Annotated in this window: 13 protein-coding genes; 11 read left to right on the top strand and 2 right to left on the bottom strand. The window is 75.6% G+C overall.

What is annotated here, in order from left to right:
* The first annotated feature begins 76 nt into the window (after positions 1 to 76).
* Together ACFY2K_RS15935 and ACFY2K_RS15930 are read left to right on the top strand one after the other, a co-directional pair.
* Positions 77 to 988, top strand: a complete 912-nt coding sequence (locus ACFY2K_RS15935) for an ABC transporter ATP-binding protein (protein WP_387711842.1) — start codon at positions 77 to 79, stop codon at positions 986 to 988.
* Complete coding sequence (locus ACFY2K_RS15930; RefSeq protein WP_387711840.1) at positions 985 to 1845, top strand: ABC transporter permease subunit; 861 nt, start codon at positions 985 to 987, stop codon at positions 1843 to 1845. The genes ACFY2K_RS15935 and ACFY2K_RS15930 overlap by 4 nt, the downstream gene beginning before the upstream one ends.
* Before the next feature lie 37 nt (positions 1846 to 1882).
* Here the strand turns inward: ACFY2K_RS15930 and ACFY2K_RS15925 are convergent, their stop codons facing one another.
* The gene (locus tag ACFY2K_RS15925) at positions 1883 to 2656 is read right to left on the bottom strand and encodes a tyrosine-protein phosphatase (RefSeq protein ID WP_375888231.1); all 774 of its coding nucleotides are present in this window, start codon (positions 2654 to 2656) and stop codon (positions 1883 to 1885) included.
* 169 nt (positions 2657 to 2825) lie between these two features.
* Here ACFY2K_RS15925 and ACFY2K_RS15920 point away from each other — a divergent pair, with 169 nt between their 5' ends.
* From ACFY2K_RS15920 to ACFY2K_RS15890, 7 genes are all read left to right on the top strand, one after another.
* Positions 2826 to 3650: a GntR family transcriptional regulator gene (locus ACFY2K_RS15920; RefSeq protein WP_387711838.1), complete on the top strand. Its 825-nt coding sequence runs from the start codon at positions 2826 to 2828 to the stop codon at positions 3648 to 3650.
* A gap of 79 nt (positions 3651 to 3729) precedes the next feature.
* Complete coding sequence (locus ACFY2K_RS15915; protein ID WP_380523240.1) at positions 3730 to 4845, top strand: PucR family transcriptional regulator; 1116 nt, start codon at positions 3730 to 3732, stop codon at positions 4843 to 4845.
* A 227-nt stretch (positions 4846 to 5072) separates the two neighbouring features.
* On the top strand, positions 5073 to 5855 hold the full coding sequence (locus ACFY2K_RS15910; protein ID WP_387711836.1) for a hypothetical protein: 783 nt from the start codon (positions 5073 to 5075) through the stop codon (positions 5853 to 5855).
* A gap of 64 nt (positions 5856 to 5919) precedes the next feature.
* Positions 5920 to 7941, top strand: a complete 2022-nt coding sequence (locus ACFY2K_RS15905) for a flotillin family protein (protein ID WP_380407604.1) — start codon at positions 5920 to 5922, stop codon at positions 7939 to 7941.
* Positions 7942 to 7988: 47 nt separating this feature from the next.
* Entirely contained in the window at positions 7989 to 12749 is a 4761-nt protein-coding gene (locus tag ACFY2K_RS15900) for a DNA repair ATPase (protein WP_387711834.1), read from the top strand.
* A gap of 70 nt (positions 12750 to 12819) precedes the next feature.
* On the top strand, positions 12820 to 13620 hold the full coding sequence (locus ACFY2K_RS15895) for an ABC transporter ATP-binding protein (RefSeq protein ID WP_387711832.1): 801 nt from the start codon (positions 12820 to 12822) through the stop codon (positions 13618 to 13620).
* Positions 13614 to 16187, top strand: coding sequence for an ABC transporter permease (locus ACFY2K_RS15890; protein WP_387711830.1), 2574 nt, complete (start codon positions 13614 to 13616; stop codon positions 16185 to 16187). The genes ACFY2K_RS15895 and ACFY2K_RS15890 overlap by 7 nt, the downstream gene beginning before the upstream one ends.
* Positions 16188 to 16345: 158 nt before the next feature.
* Here the strand turns inward: ACFY2K_RS15890 and ACFY2K_RS15885 are convergent, their stop codons facing one another.
* Entirely contained in the window at positions 16346 to 16957 is a 612-nt protein-coding gene (locus tag ACFY2K_RS15885) for a TetR/AcrR family transcriptional regulator C-terminal ligand-binding domain-containing protein (RefSeq protein WP_380523245.1), read from the bottom strand.
* 146 nt (positions 16958 to 17103) lie between these two features.
* Between ACFY2K_RS15885 and ACFY2K_RS15880 the strand changes: the two genes are divergently transcribed.
* Complete coding sequence (locus ACFY2K_RS15880; RefSeq protein WP_387711828.1) at positions 17104 to 18156, top strand: alpha/beta fold hydrolase; 1053 nt, start codon at positions 17104 to 17106, stop codon at positions 18154 to 18156.
* Between the two features lie 94 nt (positions 18157 to 18250).
* Complete coding sequence (locus ACFY2K_RS15875; RefSeq protein ID WP_387711826.1) at positions 18251 to 19105, top strand: methyltransferase domain-containing protein; 855 nt, start codon at positions 18251 to 18253, stop codon at positions 19103 to 19105.
* Position 19106 lies beyond the last annotated feature (1 nt).

Genomic DNA, 19106 nt, shown 5'->3' with positions numbered 1-19106 from the left:
GGGCGGGGGCCGCCGCTCCCGGTTGTGGCCCGCCGCCCGATGCCCGATCACGCCCCCGACCGGCAGCGTTGTCCCCGTGATCGAGATCGAGCGACTGACCAAGCGGTACGGCGCCACCACGGCCGTCGACCAGTTGACCTTCACCGTCCGGCCGGGCACCGTCACCGGCTTCCTGGGGCCCAACGGCGCGGGCAAGTCCACCACCCTGCGCATGGTCCTGGGCCTCAACACCCCCACCGCGGGCGCCGTCACCGTCGACGGGGTGCCGTTCGCCGGCCGCCCGCGCGGCCTGCGGCACGTCGGCGCCCTGCTGGACGCCGGGGACGTGCACGGCGGCCGCAGCGCCCGGGCCCACCTGTCCGCACTGGCCCGCAGCAACCGGATCCCGCTCGGCCGGGTGGCCGAGGTGCTCGCCGAGGTCGGCCTCGGCAAGGCCGCGGACCGGCGGATCGGCGGCTACTCGCTGGGGATGAAGCAGCGCCTGGGCATCGCCGGGGCCCTGCTCGGCGACCCGCCCGTACTGCTCTTCGACGAGCCGCTGAACGGCCTCGACCCCGAGGGCGTGCTCTGGGTGCGCGGCCTGTTCCGCCGCCTCGCTGACGAGGGCCGCACCGTCTTCGTCTCCAGCCACATGATGGCCGAGATGGAGCACACCGCCGACCGGCTGGTGGTGATCGGCCGCGGCCGGCTGATCGCCGACGAGAGCCTGGGTGAGTTCTCGGCCCGGTACGCGGAGTCGAGCGTGGCCGTCCGGGCACCGGAACTCGCCCAACTGGTGCCCGTGTTGCGCGCCGAGGGTGCCGAAGTCGGCCTGTCGGAGCCGCAGTTCGGTGTCGTCACCGGGATGGCCGCGGCCCGGATCGGTGAACTCGCGCTGCGCCACGGCGTGGTGCTGCACGAGCTGGCGACCCGGACGTCGTCCCTGGAGTCGGCGTTCATGTCCCTGACCGCCGACAGCGTCGAGTACCTGGCAGGAGAGAGCCGATGAGCACCACGACCCTGATCCGCACCGAGAGCGCCCGCTCGACGGAACCCGCGCCCCGGTTCACCGACCTGCTCGCCGCCGAGTGGATCAAACTGCGCTCGCTGCGGTCGACGTACTGGGTGCTGGCGCTGGCCTCGCTGGTCGCGATCGGGATCAACCTGAACGCCGTCCACTCCGACCTGACGTACATCGACCACCCGCCGCGGCCGATGCCCGGCTTCCCGCCGTACCGGTACGACGCGCTCTACCACAGTCTCAGCAGCACCGCCTGCTACCTGATGGCGATCGCGGCCGGCAGCCTCGGCGCGATCACCGTGTTCGGCGAGTACACCACCGGCATGATCCGCACCACCTTCGCGGCCGTGCCCGACCGGCGCGGGGTGATCGCCGCCAAGGTGCTGCTGGTCGGCGGGATCACCGCGCTGGCCGGGGCGGTGGTGTCCACGGTGTCCTTCTTCGGCGGCAACGCGATGCTGGCCTCCCGGCACGTCGGGCTCTCCATCACCGAAGGGGTCAGCCTCCGGGCCGTCCTCGCCTACGCGTTGATCGTGCCGGTCTGCGCGCTGATCGGGATGGCCCTGGGCGCCGTGCTGCGGCACGCCACCGCCTCGATCGTCTCCCTGGTGCTGCTGTTCTTCATCCTGCCGCTGATGTTCGGCGGGGACCGCTACCGCTGGCTGCACGAGATCGGCGCCCACCTGCCGATGGACACCGTCAACCTGCTCACCTACAACCCCGACTCCTCGACCACGATCAGCAAGTGGGCGCCGAGCGTGCTGGACTCCTGGATCACCATGGGGGCGTGGGCGGTCGTCTCGGTGGCGGTGACGGTGGTCGTGGTGCGGCGCCGGGACGTCTGACGCCCCCTCCGGTGGCCCCGGCCCCGGCCCTGGCCCGTCAGACTGCGGGGGCTGCGGGCACCGCCGCCTTGCTGCGGAAGGCCGCGAGGGTGGCGGCCGGGACGCCGCAGGCGGGGAGGAAGGCCTCGGCGCCGCCGTGACGGGTGCGGACGTGGCCGAGGAAGACCGACATCGCCTCGGCCGGGGCCTGGAGCAGCGGGGCGGGGATGGTGAGGGTGCGGCCCTCGGAGTCGGTGACGCGGGTGGCGGTGCCCCGGTCGTTGAGGGCGGTGCGGTGGCGCTCGGCGAGGTTGGCGAAGATCTGCGGGAGGGCCTCGGCGGTGCGGGCGTAGTCCTCGACGATCCGGTCGGCGGGGACGCCGAGGAGGTCGAGCAGCAGGGCGGTGAGCAGGCCGGTGCGGTCCTTGCCGGCGGCGCAGTGCAGCAGGACGGCGCCGGGGCGGGTGGTGGCCTCGACGGCGGCGGCGACGGCCTCGGGGGCGGATTCGGCGAGCAGCAGGTAGAACTCGCCGAGGTCGGCGGCGGTGGTCATGGTCGCCATGTGGGCGGTGAGGGCGTCGGTGGCCGGGTTCACCGGGGCGGCGACCACGGCTATCCCGGCGGCCTCGGCGGCGGCCCAGTCGTCGGGCCGGGTCTCGCGGGGGTCGCGCAGGTCGACGACGGTGCGGATGTCGCAGGCGCGCAGCTGGGCGACGACGGCCTCGTCGGCGGCCGGGAAGGGCTGGGCGGAGCGGTACAGCACGCCGGGGCGGATCCGCAGGCCCTCCGGGTCGCTGAGGACGGCGGAATCGCGGAAGTTGACCAGGGACATGCGAGGGCCTTTCGGTGAAGCCGCACACGGGAGGGCTGAACGTCCAGTAGGACATCTAGACGTCTAGATGTCCAATTCCCCCGGCGGGCTCGGGGCACCCCTCCATCCCACCGCCGCCGGCCCGCCACGGCGACCCGGGGCGGGGCCCTCGGCTTCGTAGGATCGGTCCGTGGCGACGAACCCCCCGGGCACTCCCCCAGGCACTCCCCCGAGCACTCCCGAGAACCCTCCGAGCACTCCCCCCGACAGCCCGAACACCCCGGTCTACCGCCGGCTGGCCCGCCGGCTCCAGGACCGGATCGACGCGGGCGGCTACCCCGCGGGCGCCCGGCTGCCGAGCGAGCCGGAGCTGAGCGCCGAGTTCGGCGTGAACCGGCTGACCGTGCGGCAGGCCGTCGCGGAGCTGGAACGGGCCGCGGTGGTGGAGATCCGCCGGGGCGTGGGCACCTTCGTCCGCCCGCCCGCCGTCCGGGTCTCGATCGCGGTGGACCCGCGCAGCCAGCGCTTCGACCTGGGCAGCGTGCACGAGGCCGTGCCGGCGGGGGGTCGCGGCGACGGCGAGTTCGTGGTGGCCGCCCCGCCGGTGACCGGCTCGGCCGAGGACGAGGAGGCGGCCCGCCAGCTGGGCCGGGCGCCGGGCGAGCTGCACCGGCTGGACTCGGTGATCCACCTCGGCGGCCGGGCCCGGGCCGCGTGCAGCTACTGGGTGCCGTTCGGTCCGCTGCCCGCCGAGCTGGTACGGCCCGGCCACGCCGGGAACCTGGTGCTGGACCTGGCCCGGGCCGCCGGGGTGGAGCTGGAGTACGACTGGCGGGCCTTCGGCGCGATCGGCGCGGACCTCGCGGACGCCGAGCTGCTGGGCGTCCCGGCGGGCACCCCGCTGCTGGTCCGCGAGGGGGTCAGCTGCACGCCGGACGGCACACCGTCGCTGTACGTCCGGCGCCGGATCGACGGCAGCAGCGCGCGCTTCGTGCTGCACTTCCGCGAGCGGTAGCGGGAACGGCTCCCGGGCGTATGGATCCTGATAACGTTCAGCGCCGAAATCGCAGGCCACACGGGGGTTGGCAGTAACGGTGAACGAGACGGACGAGTGCGACATACCGAACGAGCTGGCCGAGGCGTACCTCGCCCTGCTCGCCGACACCTCCCGCACCGGGCGCCTGCCCCGCCGGGACGAGCTGGAGGCGCTGCGCCGGCTCGGCGAGCAGTGCGCCGAGGCCGGTTACGGGCTGCGCGAGGTGGTCTCGCACTGCCTGGCGGCGGCCCGGCGGGCCTGGCAGACGCTGCCGGGGACGGCCGCCGCGAGCAGTGTCGGCGAGCTGCGCCGGACCGGTGACGCGGTGCTGGCCGCCACCGACGCCGCGCTGGCCGCGCTGGGCGAGGGCCACGAGCGGTCCCAGCGCCTGGCGGTCCGTCAGGAGGAGGCGGCCCGAAGGGAGTTCATCGACGACCTGCTGCACGGCCGCAGCGACCTGGGGCTGCTCGCCGAGCGCGCGGAGCGGTTCGGGCTGCGGCTGGCGGGCGCCTACACGGTGGCGGTGGCGGTGGGCGACGAACCGTTCGCGGACGTGCACCCGATGCTGCACCGGGTGGAGCGGGAGCTGACCGGGCGCTTCGGCGAGCGGGACGTCCTGCTCGCCAGCAAGGACGGCCGGCTGGTCTGCATCGCCCCGGACTCCGAGCGGGCCGTGCTGGAGGCCTTCGCCGAACTGACGCTGCGCCCCGGGCCCGGCTACCGGCCGGTGCTGCGGGTGGCGACCGGCCGCCGGCACTCGGGGGCGAGCGGGGTGCTGCGCAGTTACGACGAGGCGCTGGACGCGCTGGACTACGCGCAGCGACTGGGGCTGTCGGCCTGCCAGTTGAAGGCCGAGGAGCTGCTGGTGTTCCCGGTGCTGATGCGCGACCGGGCCGCGATGGCCGACCTGGTGCGCAGCGTCCTCGGCCCGCTGACCGAGGCGCGCGGCGGGGCCCGTCCGCTGCTGGACACCATCGCGGTGCAGGCGGAGGCGGCGTACGTGAACGCGGAGGCGGCGCGTCGGCTGGGGCTGAGCGTGCGCACCCTCGGCTACCGCCTGGAGCGGATCAAGGCGCTCACGGGCTACGACCCCTCGGACGCGTTGCAGCGCTTCACCCTGGAGACGGCGGCGATGGGCGCGCGGCTGCTGAACTGGCCGGAACAGCCGCTGTAGGGCTCCCGCGCCCCGCCTTCCGCGGCGCGTCTCCCGGCCCGCCGAAACCCCGGGTGACCTGCTCAAGTCCGTTCTGTTGCCCGACCGTCACAGTGTCACGGGCAGCGCGCGTACCAGGGTGTCAAAAGGCCGTAAAGATTGCCGGATCCTGGCAATGTGCGAACGCCCCGCCCGCTGCCATGATCTCTGCGGCGCCGATGCCCGGTGCCGGGGGAAAGGCGGGGGGCATGGCCGGGACGGGGGACTTCTTCGCGGCCGCGCTGGCCTTTCCGACGGCGCTGTTCAGCTTCGCGCTGGTGGTGGTCGTCGGGTACTGGCTGCTGATGCTGATCGGCGGCCTGGGGTTCGACGCCGTGCACGGGGGGCACGGCGTCGGGCACCACCTGGGTGCCGGGCACGCCGGACATGTGGGCCCGGCGGGTCACGTCGGACACGGTGCCGGGGGGCACGGTGTCGGGGGGAACGTGGCCCACAGGGCGTCCGGCGGGCACGGCGCCGGTGGGGGGACCGCCGACGGGGGGACCGCCGACGGAGCCCACGGCACGGGCCACCACGGGGGCGTGCTGGACGCGCTGGGACTGGGCGGGGTGCCCGCGACGGTGGCGGTGTCGCTGCTGGTCGCGCTCGCCTGGTTCGTCAGCCTGTCCGGCACCGTCCTCACCTCCGGGGCACCGGCGCGCGGCGGCGTGTTCGTCGTCGCGCTGGTCGCCTCCTGGGCGGGCACCCGGGTGCTCGTCCGACCGCTGCGGCGGCTGTTCCCCGAGGACCGGCCGGTCACCCGGGGCGACTTCGTCGGCCGGGTCTGCGTGATCCGCACCGGCCGGGTGACGGCCGACTTCGGACAGGCCGAGGTGACCGCCGGGGACGGCTCCACCGCCACCGTGCAGGTCCGCACCCCGCAGGCGGAACCGGAGCTCACCGCCGGGCGCACCGCACTGATCTACGACTACGACGCGGACGGCGAGCACTTCCTGGTCGCGCCGTTCGACCCGTCCCCGCCGGGCCTCTGACGCCTCGTCAATACAGCTTCCCCGTCAACCACTTCGCACCACCATCCCGTCAAAGGACTCCGTGATGGACACCATCGCCGTGGGTTTCGGCGTACTCATCGCCGTCGTGCTGCTCATCCTGCTCGCCGCGCTGCTCTTCGTGGGGCGCCTGTTCCAGAAGGTCGAGCAGGGCAAGGCCCTGATCGTCTCCCGCACCAAGAGCGTGGACGTCACCTTCACCGGGGCGATCGTCCTGCCGGTCCTGCACAAGGCCGAGTTGATGGACATCACGGCGAAGACGGTGGAGATCCACCGGGCCGGCCGGGACGGCCTGATCTGCCGGGACAACATCCGGGCGGACATCCGGATCTCCTTCTTCGTCCGGGTGAACAAGACCGTCGAGGACGTCGTCAAGGTGGCGCAGTCGATCGGCACCGCCCGGGCCAGCGACCCGCAGGCGATCCAGGACTTCTTCGCGGCGAAGTTCGCCGAGGCGCTCAAGACCGTCGGCAAGCAGCTGGACTTCACCGACCTCTACACCCACCGGCACGAGTTCCGGGACCAGATCATCGCGGTCATCGGCACCGACCTCAACGGCTACACCCTCGAGGACGCGGCCATCGACCACCTCGAACAGACCCCGATGAGCCAGCTGGACGGCGACAACATCCTGGACGCCCAGGGCATCCGCAAGATCACCGAGCTGACCGCGATCGAGCACGTGCGCACCAACGAGTACCAGCGCAACGAGGAGAAGGAGATCACCCGGCAGAACGTGGACGCCCGGGAGACCGTCCTGGAGCTGGAGCGCCGCCAGGCCGACGCCGAGATCCGCCAGCGCCGCGAGATCGAGACCCTGCGGGCCAAGGAGGACGCGGTGATCGCCCGGGTGCAGGAGGAGGAGCGGCTCACCGCCCAGACCGCCTTCCTGCGCACCGAGGAGGTGCTCGGGGTGCAGCGGGAGAACCAGGCCCGCGAGGTCGCGGTGGCGCAGAAGAACCGCGAGCGGGTCATCGCGGTGGAGAACGAGCGGATCGAGAAGGACCGGCTGCTGGAGGTCGTCGGCCGCGAGCGGGAGACCGAACTCGCCGTGATGGCCAAGCAGAAGGAGGTCGAGTCCCGCCGCCGGGAGGTCGCCGACGTGGTCCGCGAGCGGGTCGCGGTCGAGCGCACCGTCGCCGAGCAGGAGGAGGCCGTGAAGACCCTGCGGGCCGTCGAGGAGGCCGAGCGGATGCGCAAGGCCGTGGTCATCCAGGCCGAGGCGGAGGCCCAGGAGAAGCTGGTCAAGGACATCAAGGCCGCCGAGGCCGCCGAGCAGGCCGCCTCGCACAAGGCCCGCGAGTCGCTGGTGCTGGCCGAGGCCCGGCAGCAGGCCGCCGAACTGGACGCGGCCGCCAAGGTCAAGCTGGCCGAGGGCGTCCGGGCGGAGGCCGCCGCCGAGGGCCTGGCCCGGGTCCAGGTGCGGGAGCAGGAGGCCGCCGCGGTGGAGAAGGTCGGCCGCGCCGAGGCCGTGGTGCAGACCGAGAAGGCCAGGGCGAGCGCGCTGGAGGTCGGCGCCAGGCTCAAGGCCGAGGCCGAGGGCCTGACCGAGAAGGCCGCGGCGATGGCCAAGCTGGACGAGGCCTCGCGCGGGCACGAGGAGTACCGGCTGCGGCTGGCCGCCGAGAAGGACGTCCGCCTGGCCGGGCTGGACACCCAGCGGCAGATCGCCGAGGCACAGGCCGCGCTGGTCGCCGCCGGGCTGGAGAAGGCCAAGATCGACATCGTCGGCGGGGACTCGGTCTTCTTCGACCGGCTGGTGCAGTCGGTGACGGCCGGCAAGAGCGTGGACGCCTTCGTCGGCCACTCGCAGACCGCCCAGGCCCTGGCCGGGCCCTGGCTGGACGGCAGCGCCGACTTCACCAAGGACCTCACCCGGGTGCTGTCCTCGGTCTCCACCGCGGACGTGCAGAACCTGACGGTGTCCGCGCTGCTGCTCAAGCTGATCGGCGGCGGCGGCGAGCAGGCCGGACAGCTGCGCCAACTGCTCGACTCCGCACGGAAGCTGGGCATCGCGGAGACCCCGATCGGGGCGCTCACCGGCGCCGCCGTGAACGGCAGCAAGTAGTCACCCGCCGAGCAGCAGCAGGCAGACACCCGCCGAACACCAGGGGAATGACCGTGGAAGCCCTCGACGACGCCCGGCCCGACGCCGGCAGCTACGAGGTCCTGCGTGGCCGGCTCGCCCGGGCCGCCGCCGAACTCGCCGACCGCGCGGAGGCGTTGAACACCCGCCGGGTCGCCGAGTTCGGCGGCGGGGAACTACGGCTCACCGGCACCGGGCGGCTCACCACCACCCGGGCCTGCCTGCCGCAGGACCTCACCGCCGTCGGCGGCCGACTGCTGCTCGGCACCCGCCCGGCCGAGGCGGAGGGCGGCACCGAGGACTTCACCGACCTCCTCTCCCTCCACCGGCCCGACGACCTCTCCCCCGCCGACGGCACCCTGCTGGACGACCCCCGGCTGCGCCAGGACCTCACCGACCTGCGCCGCTACTTCCGCGACGCCCGGCTGGAACGGCTGCGCCCGGTCGGCGGCCGGCTGCTCGCCGTCTTCCGCACCGGCCCGGCCGCCACCGACGTCCGGGTGCTGCGCTGGCGCCTCGACGACGACCGCGCCACCTACCAGGACGGCCGCGGCGAACGCGACCACACCCCCGCCGACGGCCGCCAGCTCGACTGGACCCCGCTCACCCGCGACGACCAGCTGCCCGCCGCCCCCGGCACCGCACCGCGCGCCGACCTCGCCGGGGAACTCCACCTCGGCGTGGACGGCGGCCGGCTCACCCTCACCACCCCCGACGGCCGCGAACTGCACCGGGAACCGCTCGCCGAGGCCCTCCAGACCCTCGCCGACGCCCAGGTCGCCCACGCCCGGCTCGCCACCCTGCTGCTGGTGCGGGTCCGCCCGTACCAGGAGGAGACCGTCCGGCACCTGGTGGTCCACCTGCCCACCGGCCGGGTCACCCGGATCGACGCCCTCGGCCAGGCCTGCCTGCGGCTGCCCGCCGACCAGGGCGTGGCCTTCCCCGGCGGCTGCCACCTCGCCGACGGCACCGTGCGCACCTTCGACCAGCCGGTCGACGGCCTCGCCTACGAACGCACCGTCCTCTCCCCCAACGGCGAGGACCTGCTGTACGAGTTCCGCTCCGCCACCGACGGCCGGGCGCTGCTCCAGCCGTACAACTCCGTCCGCCAGGAGGCCGCCGCCCCGCTCGCCTGCCAGGGCTACGCACTGCTCGACGACGGCACCCTGATCGCGCTGCGCCCCGCCGAGGACGGCCCGACCCGGCTGCACCCCGTCCAGCTCTGGCAGAGCCCGTTCACCAGCGAGCGGCACGCCGCCGAACAGCCGCCCGGCACCGGCCCGCTGGCCCGGATCGGCAACGCCGACCTGGTCCGCGGCCTGGCCGACTGCCTCGCCCTCGCCCGGCTGGCCGCGGCCGGCGCCGACACCCCGGCCGGGCACCACGCCGTGCTCACCGCCTGCACCCGCACCGCCGACCGGCACCACTGGCTCGGCCAGAGCGGCCTCGGCGACCTCGCCGCACCGCTCGCCGAGATCCGCGACACCGCCCGGCAGGTGATCGCCGAGTACGAAGCGGTCGCCCAGCTCACCGCCCACGCCGCCGCCCGCACCGAGGAGACCGCCGAGCACGTCGAGGGCCTGCTGCGCACGGCGCGCGGCGAGACCATCGCCGACGCCGCCGAATGGGTCGACCGGCTGGCCGCGCTGCGCCGCGCCCAGGGCCGGGTGGAGGCCCTGCGGGACCTGCCGCGCGCCCGGGCGGAACGGATCGACGCGCTGGCCGAGCACCTCGCCGAGGGGCTGGCCGGGGCCGCCGACCGAGCAGTGGTCCAGCTCGCCGAACCCGCCGCCTTCGAGCCCCACCGGCGCCGGGCCGGCGAGCTGGCCGAGCGCTGCGCCGCGCTGGCGACCGCCGCCGAGGCCGAGCCGCTGGGCCTCGAACTCACGGCGCAGAGCGAGGCGTTGCAGACCGTCTCGGAGCTGGTCGGCACCCTCGACCTGGCCGACGCCACCACCCGCACCGCCATCCTGGACCGGCTCGCCGACGTCCTCGGACTGCTCAACCGGGCCCGCAGCACGCTGACCGTCCGCCGCCGCGAGCTGCGCACCCGCGAGGCCGCCGCCGAGTTCGCCGCCGAGACGGCGCTGCTCGCCCAGGCCGTCACCGCGGCGCTGGCCGCCGCCGACACCCCCGAGGCCTGCGACGACCGGCTCGGCCGCCTGCTGCTGCGGATCGAGCAGCTGGAGACCCGCTTCGCCGACGCCGACCCGGCGCTCGGCGAACAGCTCACCGAACGCCGCACCGAGATCCACGACGCCCTCACCGCCCGCCGCCAGCACCTGCTGGAGCAGCGGGCCGGCCGGGCCGACCGGCTGGCCGCCTCCGCCGAACGGATCCTCGACACCCTGCACCGGCGGCTGGCCGCCCTGGGCACTCTCGAGGAGATCGAGGCCGCGTTCGCCGCCGACCCGACGGCCGTCAAACTCCGCGACCTCGCCGGACAGTTGACCGCCCTCGGCGACCGGGTCCGGGCCGAGGAGCTGACCGGACGGCTGCGCGCCGCGCGCGGCCGCGCCCACCGGGCGCTGCGCGACCGCGCCGAGCTCGCCGGAGACGGCCCCGGCACCCTGCGACTGGGCCGCCACCTGTTCGCGGTCACCACCCAGCGCCCCGAACTCACCCTGCTGCCCTGGCGGGGCCGGCCCGCCTTCACCCTCACCGGCACCGACTACCGCGCCCCGGTCACCGACCCGGCCTTCGCCGCCACCGAACGGTACTGGGACCGGCCGCTGCCCTCCGAGACGCCCGCGCTCTACCGCGCCGAGTACCTGGCCGCGAGCCTGCTGCTGGCCGCCGAGCCGGGGGAGCCCGACGGCGATCTGCTGGAGTACGTCCGGCGGGCCGCCGAACGGCGCCCGGACGAGGGCTACCAGCGCGGGGTGCACGACCACGACGCCGCGCTGGTGCTCCGCGCCCTGCTCGAACTCCGCGCCGAGGCGGGCCTGTTGCGGCACCCGGCGGCGGCCCGGGCGGCCGCCCAGCTGTACTGGGCGCACGGCGCGGACGAACGGCAGCGGCTGGTCTGGCACACCCGGGCCCGCTCGCTGGGCCTCGCCCGGCAGGCGTACGGCGGCGCGGTGCCGGCGCTGGCCGCCCTGGCGGCCGAACTGTCGGCCGCCGTCGCGGAGTTCGCCCCGACCGGGTCCGGCCCGGGCGCGGCCGGGGCCGGGGCCGGGGCCGGGGCCGGGGCCGGCGCCGAACCGGCCGGGGCCTACCTGGTCGCCGAACTCGCCTTCGAGACACCGGAGTTCGCCTACTCCCCCGGGGCCCGCGCACTGCTGGAGAAGTTCCACGCCGCCCCCGAGTCCGCCGGGCTGACCGAAGCCCTGACCACCCTGCCCGAGGACCCCTCCCTGCTCCCCGTACGGCACCAACTGGCCACCGCCTGGCTGGAGTCGGCCGCCGCCGACGCCGACCCGGGCGACCTCGCCGAGGCCGCCGCCGTACTGCTCTGCCCGACGCTGCCGCGCCGCCGCGCCGCGGGCGCCGTCGGCACCCGGCTGACCGGACTGCTCGGCGACCACCCGCGCCTGCGCGGCGGTGCGCTGGACCTCCGCCTGGACGAACTGCTCGCCCGGGTCCGCGGGTTCGAGGCGGTCGACGTCCCCGGACACCGCGCCTACCAGCGGCTGCGCGGTGAGCTGCTGGCCGCCGAACACGCCCGGCTGCGGCTCGACCAGTACCGGCCCGCGTCGCTCAACGGCTTCGTCCGCAACCGGCTGATCGACCAGGTGTACCTGCCGCTGATCGGCGACAACCTCGCCAAGCAGCTCGGCACCGCCGGCCCTGGCGGCCCGGTGGACCGCAGCGGCCTGCTGCTGCTGGTCTCCCCGCCCGGCTACGGCAAGACCACCCTGGTCGAGTACCTCGCCGAGCGGCTCGGCCTGCTGCTGGTCTCGGTCAGCGGCCCGGCACTCGGCCACCGGGTCACCTCGCTGGACCCGGCCGAGGCCCCCGACGCCGCCGCCCGGCGCGAACTGGAGAAGCTCAACTTCGCCCTGCACGCCGGCGACAACGTGCTGCTCCACCTCGACGACGTGCAGCACACCTCGCCCGAGTTCCTGCAGCGCTTCATCCCGCTGTGCGACGCCCAGCGCCGGATCGACGGCGTCGCGGACGGCGAGGCCCGCGAGTGGGACCTGCGCGGCAAGCGCTTCGCCGTGGTGATGGCCGCCAACCCGTACACCGAGTCCGGCCGGCTCTTCCGGCTCCCCGACATGCTCGCCAACCGGGCCGACGTGTGGAACCTCGGCGACGCCGTGGCCGGCCGGGAGGACCTCTTCGCGCTCAGCTTCGTCGAGAACGCCCTGCCCGCCAGCCCCCACCTGGCCCCGCTCGCCACCGCCGAACGCACCGACCTGGACACCCTGCTCGCCCGCGCCGGCGGCACCCCGGGCGGCACCCTGACCGGCGCCTGGCCGGCCGCCGAGGTCGAGCGGATGACCGCCGTCCTGGCCGGGCTGCTCCACCTGCGCGGCACCGTCCTGGCCGTCAACCGCGCCTACCTCGCCTCCGCCGCCCAGGACGACCGCGCCCGCACCGAGCCGCCGTTCCTGCTCCAGGGCTCCTACCGCAACATGGCCAAGCTCGCCCAGCGCCTCGACCCGGCCCTCACCCGCCCCGAACTCGACGCCCTGCTCACCGACCACTACCGCGCCGAGGCCCAACCCCTGGGCGCCGACGCCGAGGCCCAGCTCCTGAAACTCGCCGACCTGCGCGGCACCCTGACCCCGGAGCAGGCGCAGCGCTGGGAGCGGTTGAAGCGCCGGTGGTGCGAGGGGGTGTAGCTGGCTGCACCCCCGGAAGTGAACCCCTGGCCATTGAGCCGCCCCCGCCCCGGGCGGTGGGATGGGGATCATGAACGCCGCCGCCCCCGCCACCGACCTCGCCGTCGAACTCCGCTCCGTCCGCCGGACCTACCGGTGCGGGCCCGAACCCGTCGTCGGGCTCGACGACGTGACCGTCGGGTTCCCCTTCGGCACCTTCACCGCCGTCATGGGGCCGTCCGGGTCGGGCAAGTCGACGCTGCTGCGGGCCGCCGCCGGGCTGGAGGCGGTCGACCGGGGCGAGGTGCGGGTGGACGGTGCCGTGCTCGGCGGGCTGCGGGACAAGGAGCTGACGGTGCTGCGCCGGGAGCGGATCGGCTTCGTCTTCCAGTCCTTCAACCTGCTGCCCGCGCTGACCGCGGCGCAGAACGTGGCGCTCCCGGCCAGGCTGTCCGGCCGCCGCCCCGCCGCGGCGGAGGTGGCCGCCGCGCTGGCGGCCGTCGGCCTCGCCGACCGGGCCGGGCACCGGCCGGGCGAGCTCTCCGGCGGCCAGCAGCAGCGGGTCGCCATCGCCCGGGCGCTGATCACCCGCCCGGCGGTGCTGCTCGCCGACGAGCCGACCGGCGCGCTGGACACCCGCAGCGGCCGCGAGGTGCTCACCCTGCTGCGCGGGATGGCCGACGACCCCGGACGCGCGGTGGTGATGGTCACCCACGACCCGGTCGCCGCCTCGTCCGCGGACCGGGTGCTCTTCCTCCGGGACGGACGGCTGGCCGGCTCCCTGGAGCGGCCGACCGCCGAGCAGGTCGCCGCCCGGATGACCGCGCTGGAGACCGACCCGGTGGAGGCCGACCCGGTGGAGGCCCGTACCCCGGAGGCCCTCGCATGCTGAGCCTCGCCCTCGCCTCCGTCCGGCTCCGCTGGGCCTCCTTCGTCGGCAGCTTCGTCGCCCTGGCCTGCGGCGTCGCCCTGCTGGCCACTTCGCTCCTGGTCATCTCGGCCACCGTCGGCGTCCCGGACCAGGGGCGCCAGCGCTTCTCCGAGGCCCCGGTGCTGGTGATCGCCGACCTGAACGTGGACTTCACGCCCGCGGGCGGCGGCGACGTCCAACCGACCCAGGTCCCCGCCCAGCCGGGCCTGCCCGCCGGGCTGCTCGCCGCCGTGGCCGCGACCGGCCGCACGGTCGAGGACCACACCTTCTACGCCCAACTCGCGGACGGCCCGCGCGACCAGGTCGGCCGGGCCTGGTCGAGCGCCGCCCTGGGCGGCTACCGGCTCACCGCGGGCACCGCGCCCGCCACCGACGACCAGGTCGTGCTCGGCGGCGGCCGCCCGGAGCAGATCGGCCGGTCGGTCCGGTTCGTCACCGCCGACGGCCCGCACACCGCGACGGTCTCCGGCGTCACCGGGGCCGAGGCCTTCGAGCACGCCGTCTTCTTCACCGACGCCCGGGCCGCCCGGTTCAGCCCCGCCGTCGGCGCGCTGGCCGCCTTCGGCCCCGCCGACGCCGTACGCCGGGCCGTGGAGGCCAACGGCGGGGCCGGCGTGGCCCGGGTGCTCACCGGTGCCGAGCGCGCCCAGGCCGACCCGCACCACGCCGAGGTCGCCGCCCGGCTGGACGGCGTGCAGACGCCGCTCGGCCTGTCCGCCGCGGTCTCCGGCGGCACCGCGGTGTTCGTGGTGGGCGGCACCTTCGCGCTGTCGATCGCCCAGCGCCGCCGCGAACTCGCCCTGCTGCGGCTGATCGGCGCCACCCGCCGCCAGCTGCGCGCCCTGGTCCTCCGGGAGGCGCTGGTGGTCGGTGTGCTGGCCTCCGCCGCCGGGTGCGCGCTCGGCGCGGTCGGGGCGGCGCCGGCCGGCCGCTGGCTGGTCGACCACGACCTGGTGCCGGACGGGTTCACCGTCCCGGTGACCGGGTGGGGGCTGCTCGTCGCAGGCGCGATCGGGCTGCTGACCGCGCTCACCGGCGTGCTGTCCTCCGCGGTGAAGGCCGGCCTGATCAGCCCCGGCGAGGCGCTCGCGGAGGCGGACGCCGAGCGGACCTCGCGCGCCGCCCTGGCGTTCCGCTGGGCGAGCGGCCTGCTGGTGCTCGGCGGCGGCATCGCCGCCCTCGCGCTGACCGCCCGCGGCTGGCCGGACGCGGCGGCGAGCGTCGCCGACGCGCTCGCCCTGCTGCTGCCGATCGTGGCCGGCTGCGTGCTGCTGGCGGCCGTGCTGGCCGGGCCGGCGATCCGGCTGCTGACGGCGCTGCCCGCACTGGTGGCCCGGCTGCGCGGCCGGTCCGTCGAGGACGGCGGCGGCATCGTCTGGGCGACCGCCCGGCAGAGTGCGCTGACGGCCTTCCGGCGCACCGCCGCGACCACCACCCCGGTGGTGCTGATCGTCGCCTTCGCCGGCTGCCTGGTCGGCAGCATCGACACCATCGACCGCGCCCAGGTCACCGAGACCCGCACCCAGCTGTCCGCCGCCGACCTGGTGGTCGTGCCGGCCGGCACCCCCGGACTGAGCCGGACCGTGGCGGACCGGGTCCGGGCCGTCCCCGGGGTGCGGGCGGCGGTGATCACCCCGACCTCGCTCATGGCCGCCGTGGACGACGGCCAGGCCCTGGTGCCCTTCCGCGCCGCGACGGCGGACCCGGCCGCGCTGGCCGCCGTCGACCGGCTCCCGGTCGTCGCCGGCTCGCTGGCCGACCTCGGCCCGGGCGCGGTCGTGCTCAGCCGCACCTGGCCGGGCTCGCCCGCGGTCGGCGCGCGGATCGCCGTCCGGCTGGCCGACGGCACCCCGCGGGAGCTGCGGGTCGCGGCCCTGCTGGGCACCGGCGCCGAGGCCGTCCAGGCCTGGGTGACCGACCCCGACGCCGTCACCGGCGGGGTCGGCGGGGTCGGCGGGCCGGCCCTGGCCGAGCGGATCGACCTGCGGCTGCCGCCCGGCGCCGACCGCGCGCAGGCCGCCGCCGCCCTGCGGACGGCCGTGGACGGGCTGGGCGCCCGGCTCGAAACGCCGGAGCAGGTCTGGTCGGCCGCCACCGACAGCACCGCGCGGGACTCCTGGAACGCCCTGCTGATGATCCTCGGCCTGGCGATCGGCTACGCGGTGATCACGCTGGCCAACTCGCTGGTGATGACGACCGGCGACCGGCGGCGGGAGCTGTCCCTGCTGCGGCTGGCCGGCGCCACCCGGGGCCAGGTGCTGCGCACGGTGGCGGTCGAGACCCTGCTCTGCGTGACGGCCGGTGCCCTGCTGGGCGGGCTGGGCACGGCGATCAGCGTCGGCGGCTCCTGGACGGCGCTGACCGCGCTGGTCGGCCCGACGCCCGTGCTGGTGCCGTGGACGGTGATGGGCGTGCTGGCCGCCTGTTGCGCGGCCGTCGCGCTGCCGGCGGCGGTCCTCCCGGCCGCGCTGGCCCTGCGCGGCCGGGACGGCGGCGGCATCCTGCACGGCGCGGCCGGCCCGGCCTGAGGCCCGGCTGCCCGGCTGCTCGGCTGCCCGGCTGCCCGGCTGCTCGACTGATCGGCTCTCGGCTGCTCGGCGAGGGGCCGGTGAACTCCCCTGGAGTCACCGGCCCTTGCGCGTCCGCCCGTCAGGCCCGCGCGTCAGACCCGCGTCAGACCCGCCCGTCAGGCCCGCGCGCGCAGCCCGTCCAGCAGGGCGTCGGCGAGCCGTTCCGGCAGGTCGGGGTCGACCGAGCGGTGTCCGAGCACGGCCCGGGTCTGGATCGGGGCGCAGAGCAGTTCCAGGGCGAGGCGGGCGTCGGTGCCGGCCGGGAGTTCACCGCGCTCGACGGCCCGGTGCACGATGACGCCGGCCCGGTCGAGGCGGGTCTGCCAGAAGGCCTGCCAGGACTCGGCGAGGGCCGGGTCGTCGGAGTTGTGCGCGGCCGCGTGGACGACGGCACGGCCGAGCGGGGTGGCGGTGTAGTCGGCCAGGGCGCGGGCGAAGGCGGCCAGGTCGGTGCGGACGGCCCCGGTGTCGGGGACGGGGATCCCCTCGTCGCTGGCGGTCAGCATGGCGTCCAGCGCCAGCTTCTCCCGACTGCCCCAACGCCGGTACACGGTGGTCTCGTTGACCCCGGCGCGGGCGGCGACGTCGGCGATGCCGAGCCGGGCGAGACCGCCCTCGGCGAGGGCCTCCATGGCCGCGGCCAGGACGGCCTGGCGCACCCGGGCGGCCCGCCCGCCGGGGCGGCGGCGGATCGGCTCCGGTTCCGGTTCCGGTTCCTGCTCGGTCATGCGGCGGTCCCCTCGTTCGGCTCGGAGGCCAGCTTAACGCAGGAGTACTTGCGTTTACGGTCCGCCAGGCGCATAGTCACTAACGCAAGAGTTCCGGCCTTAAGAATCGGAACATCGAGAGACCCAGCAGCACGGGAGGCACCACCATGTCCTTCACCTGGCCCCTGGACCCGCAGGACCTGTTCGCCGAGCGCCACCCCCAGATGACCCTCGGCCTGCCCGCCGCCGAGGTGGACGCGGTGCGCGCCGCCGTCACCGAGATGTGGCCCGACCGGCCCGGCGGCTGGGTGCACGAGTGGTCCGCCCTGGCCGCCCGGCACGCCGCCGCCGGACGGCACCGGGAGGCCGCCCAGGCGTACGGCTGGGCCAAGTTCCCCTCGCTGGCCGACGCCCCCAAGCGCACCGCGCTCGCCCGCCAGATCGAGCAGTACGTCCTGGCCGCCCCCGGCTTCCCGGTGGAGTTCGAGCGCCGTACCGTCACCGTCCCGTACCGCGGCGGCACCACCTCCCTGCCCGTCCACCTGATGGCCGCCCCCGGCCTGCCCGCCGACGCGCCGGTACTCCTGGCCAGCGGCGGGGTGGACTCCTGGAAGACCGACCTGCACGGCATGTGGGAGCAGCTGGCACTCGCCCTGCCGGTGCGGCTGCTGCTGTTCGACCTGGCGGGCACCGGCGAGACCGCCCACCTGCCGATGACCCCGGACGGCGGAGCCGAGGTGATCGAGGGCCTGATCGCCTTCGCCCGTACCCTCGGCGGCGGCCGGGTCGGCCACTTCGGCATCTCGATGGGCGGCTACTACGCGGCCCGCACCGGCCTGACCGACGCCGTGGACGCGGCGGTGGTGCTCGGCGGGCCGGTGGAGCGGTCCTTCGCGCGCGGCCGCGGCTTCGCCTTCGGCATGGACGGCATCGTCGGCAACGCCCTGGGCTTCGACGCGATGCCGGGCCCGACGGCCCGCGAGGACGCGTTCGCCGCCTTCGACCTGCGCCCACTGCTGGACCGGGACGCCAACGGGCCGATGCTGGTGGTCAACGGCGCGGACGACGTGCACGTCCCCCAGCACGACACCCTGGTGTTCACCGGGCGCCGGGACACCCGGGTCGAACTCGTCCCGGACACCGGCCACTGCGCGATCTCGCGCTTCGGCGAGGCGATGGGGCTGATCGTGCCCTGGCTGCGCGCCACCCTGGTCGGCTGATCAGCCGGTCAGACGACCGTACGAACCCTCCCGGCGGCGCAACCGCCCGTGGCGCCGCCGGGAGGGGCGACGGGCCCGCCGCTAGCGTGACGGCATGGTCGCCCAGGAACTCGATCTCGCCGCGCTGCGCCGGGTGTACGGACGCGCCGGGAGCCGGTGGTTCTACACCCGGGTGGCGCGCAACGCCCGGCACTGGGGGTGGACCGAGCCCGGCCAGTCCAAGTGGCGGCTGTGGCGGGCCCAGCGCCAACTCCAGGACGTGCTCGGGCAGAAGCTGGCGCTGCCCGCCGGATCGCGGGTGCTGGACGCGGGCTGCGGGGCCGGGGTGGTGGCCCGGGCGATGGCGACCCGCTTCGGGCTGCTGGTCACCGGGGTCGACGTCCTGGACTTCCACCTCGCCGAGGCCCGTCGGCTGAGCGCCCGCGCCGCGCTGGCCGACCGGACCGACTTCCACTGGGGCGACTACCACGAACTCCCCTTCCCCGACGGCGGGTTCGACGGCGCCTACTCGATGGAGACCCTCGTCCACTCCTACCACCCGGCCCGCGCGCTGGCCGAGTTCCACCGGGTGCTGCGCCCGGGCGGGCGGCTGGTGCTGCTCGGCCCGATGAGCACCGGCCCGGTGGACCAATTACCCGCACCCGCACGGGCCTTGCTCGAACCGTACCTGGACGCGATGGCGATGACCGGCGCCCTGCTCTACCACGCGGGCACCCTGCCGCAGCTGCTCGCCGGGGCCGGTTTCGAGGTCGAGGAGTCGCTGGACGCGACGCCCTACTACCTGCCGACCACCGAGGCGGTGCACGCGTACTTCCGGCTGCCCTGGGAGCTGCTGCGCCGCCTCGGCGACCCGGCGCGCTGGCTCAACCTCCGTTCCACCGTGGAGATGTACGCGGTGCGCGAGCACATCGCCTGGTACGTCCACACCGCCGTCAAGCCACCGAGGTGAC

Source organism: Kitasatospora sp. NPDC001309, from assembly GCF_042896295.1.
Classification (GTDB): domain Bacteria; phylum Actinomycetota; class Actinomycetes; order Streptomycetales; family Streptomycetaceae; genus Kitasatospora.
Note: the sequence above shows the minus strand (reverse complement) of the source record. Positions and strands in the feature narration are given on the sequence as shown.

What these genes read in the sequence shown, in the direction of transcription:
- ACFY2K_RS15930 (WP_387711840.1), top strand. Translation starts at nt 985, where the DNA reads ATGAGCACCACGACCCTGATCCGCACCGAGAGCGCCCGCTCGACGGAA.
- ACFY2K_RS15925 (WP_375888231.1), bottom strand. Translation starts at nt 2,656, where the DNA reads ATGTCCCTGGTCAACTTCCGCGATTCCGCCGTCCTCAGCGACCCGGAG.
- ACFY2K_RS15910 (WP_387711836.1), top strand. Translation starts at nt 5,073, where the DNA reads ATGGCCGGGACGGGGGACTTCTTCGCGGCCGCGCTGGCCTTTCCGACG.
- ACFY2K_RS15905 (WP_380407604.1), top strand. Translation starts at nt 5,920, where the DNA reads ATGGACACCATCGCCGTGGGTTTCGGCGTACTCATCGCCGTCGTGCTG.
- ACFY2K_RS15900 (WP_387711834.1), top strand. Translation starts at nt 7,989, where the DNA reads ATGACCGTGGAAGCCCTCGACGACGCCCGGCCCGACGCCGGCAGCTAC.
- ACFY2K_RS15895 (WP_387711832.1), top strand. Translation starts at nt 12,820, where the DNA reads ATGAACGCCGCCGCCCCCGCCACCGACCTCGCCGTCGAACTCCGCTCC.
- ACFY2K_RS15890 (WP_387711830.1), top strand. Translation starts at nt 13,614, where the DNA reads ATGCTGAGCCTCGCCCTCGCCTCCGTCCGGCTCCGCTGGGCCTCCTTC.
- ACFY2K_RS15885 (WP_380523245.1), bottom strand. Translation starts at nt 16,957, where the DNA reads ATGACCGAGCAGGAACCGGAACCGGAACCGGAGCCGATCCGCCGCCGC.
- ACFY2K_RS15880 (WP_387711828.1), top strand. Translation starts at nt 17,104, where the DNA reads ATGTCCTTCACCTGGCCCCTGGACCCGCAGGACCTGTTCGCCGAGCGC.
- ACFY2K_RS15875 (WP_387711826.1), top strand. Translation starts at nt 18,251, where the DNA reads ATGGTCGCCCAGGAACTCGATCTCGCCGCGCTGCGCCGGGTGTACGGA.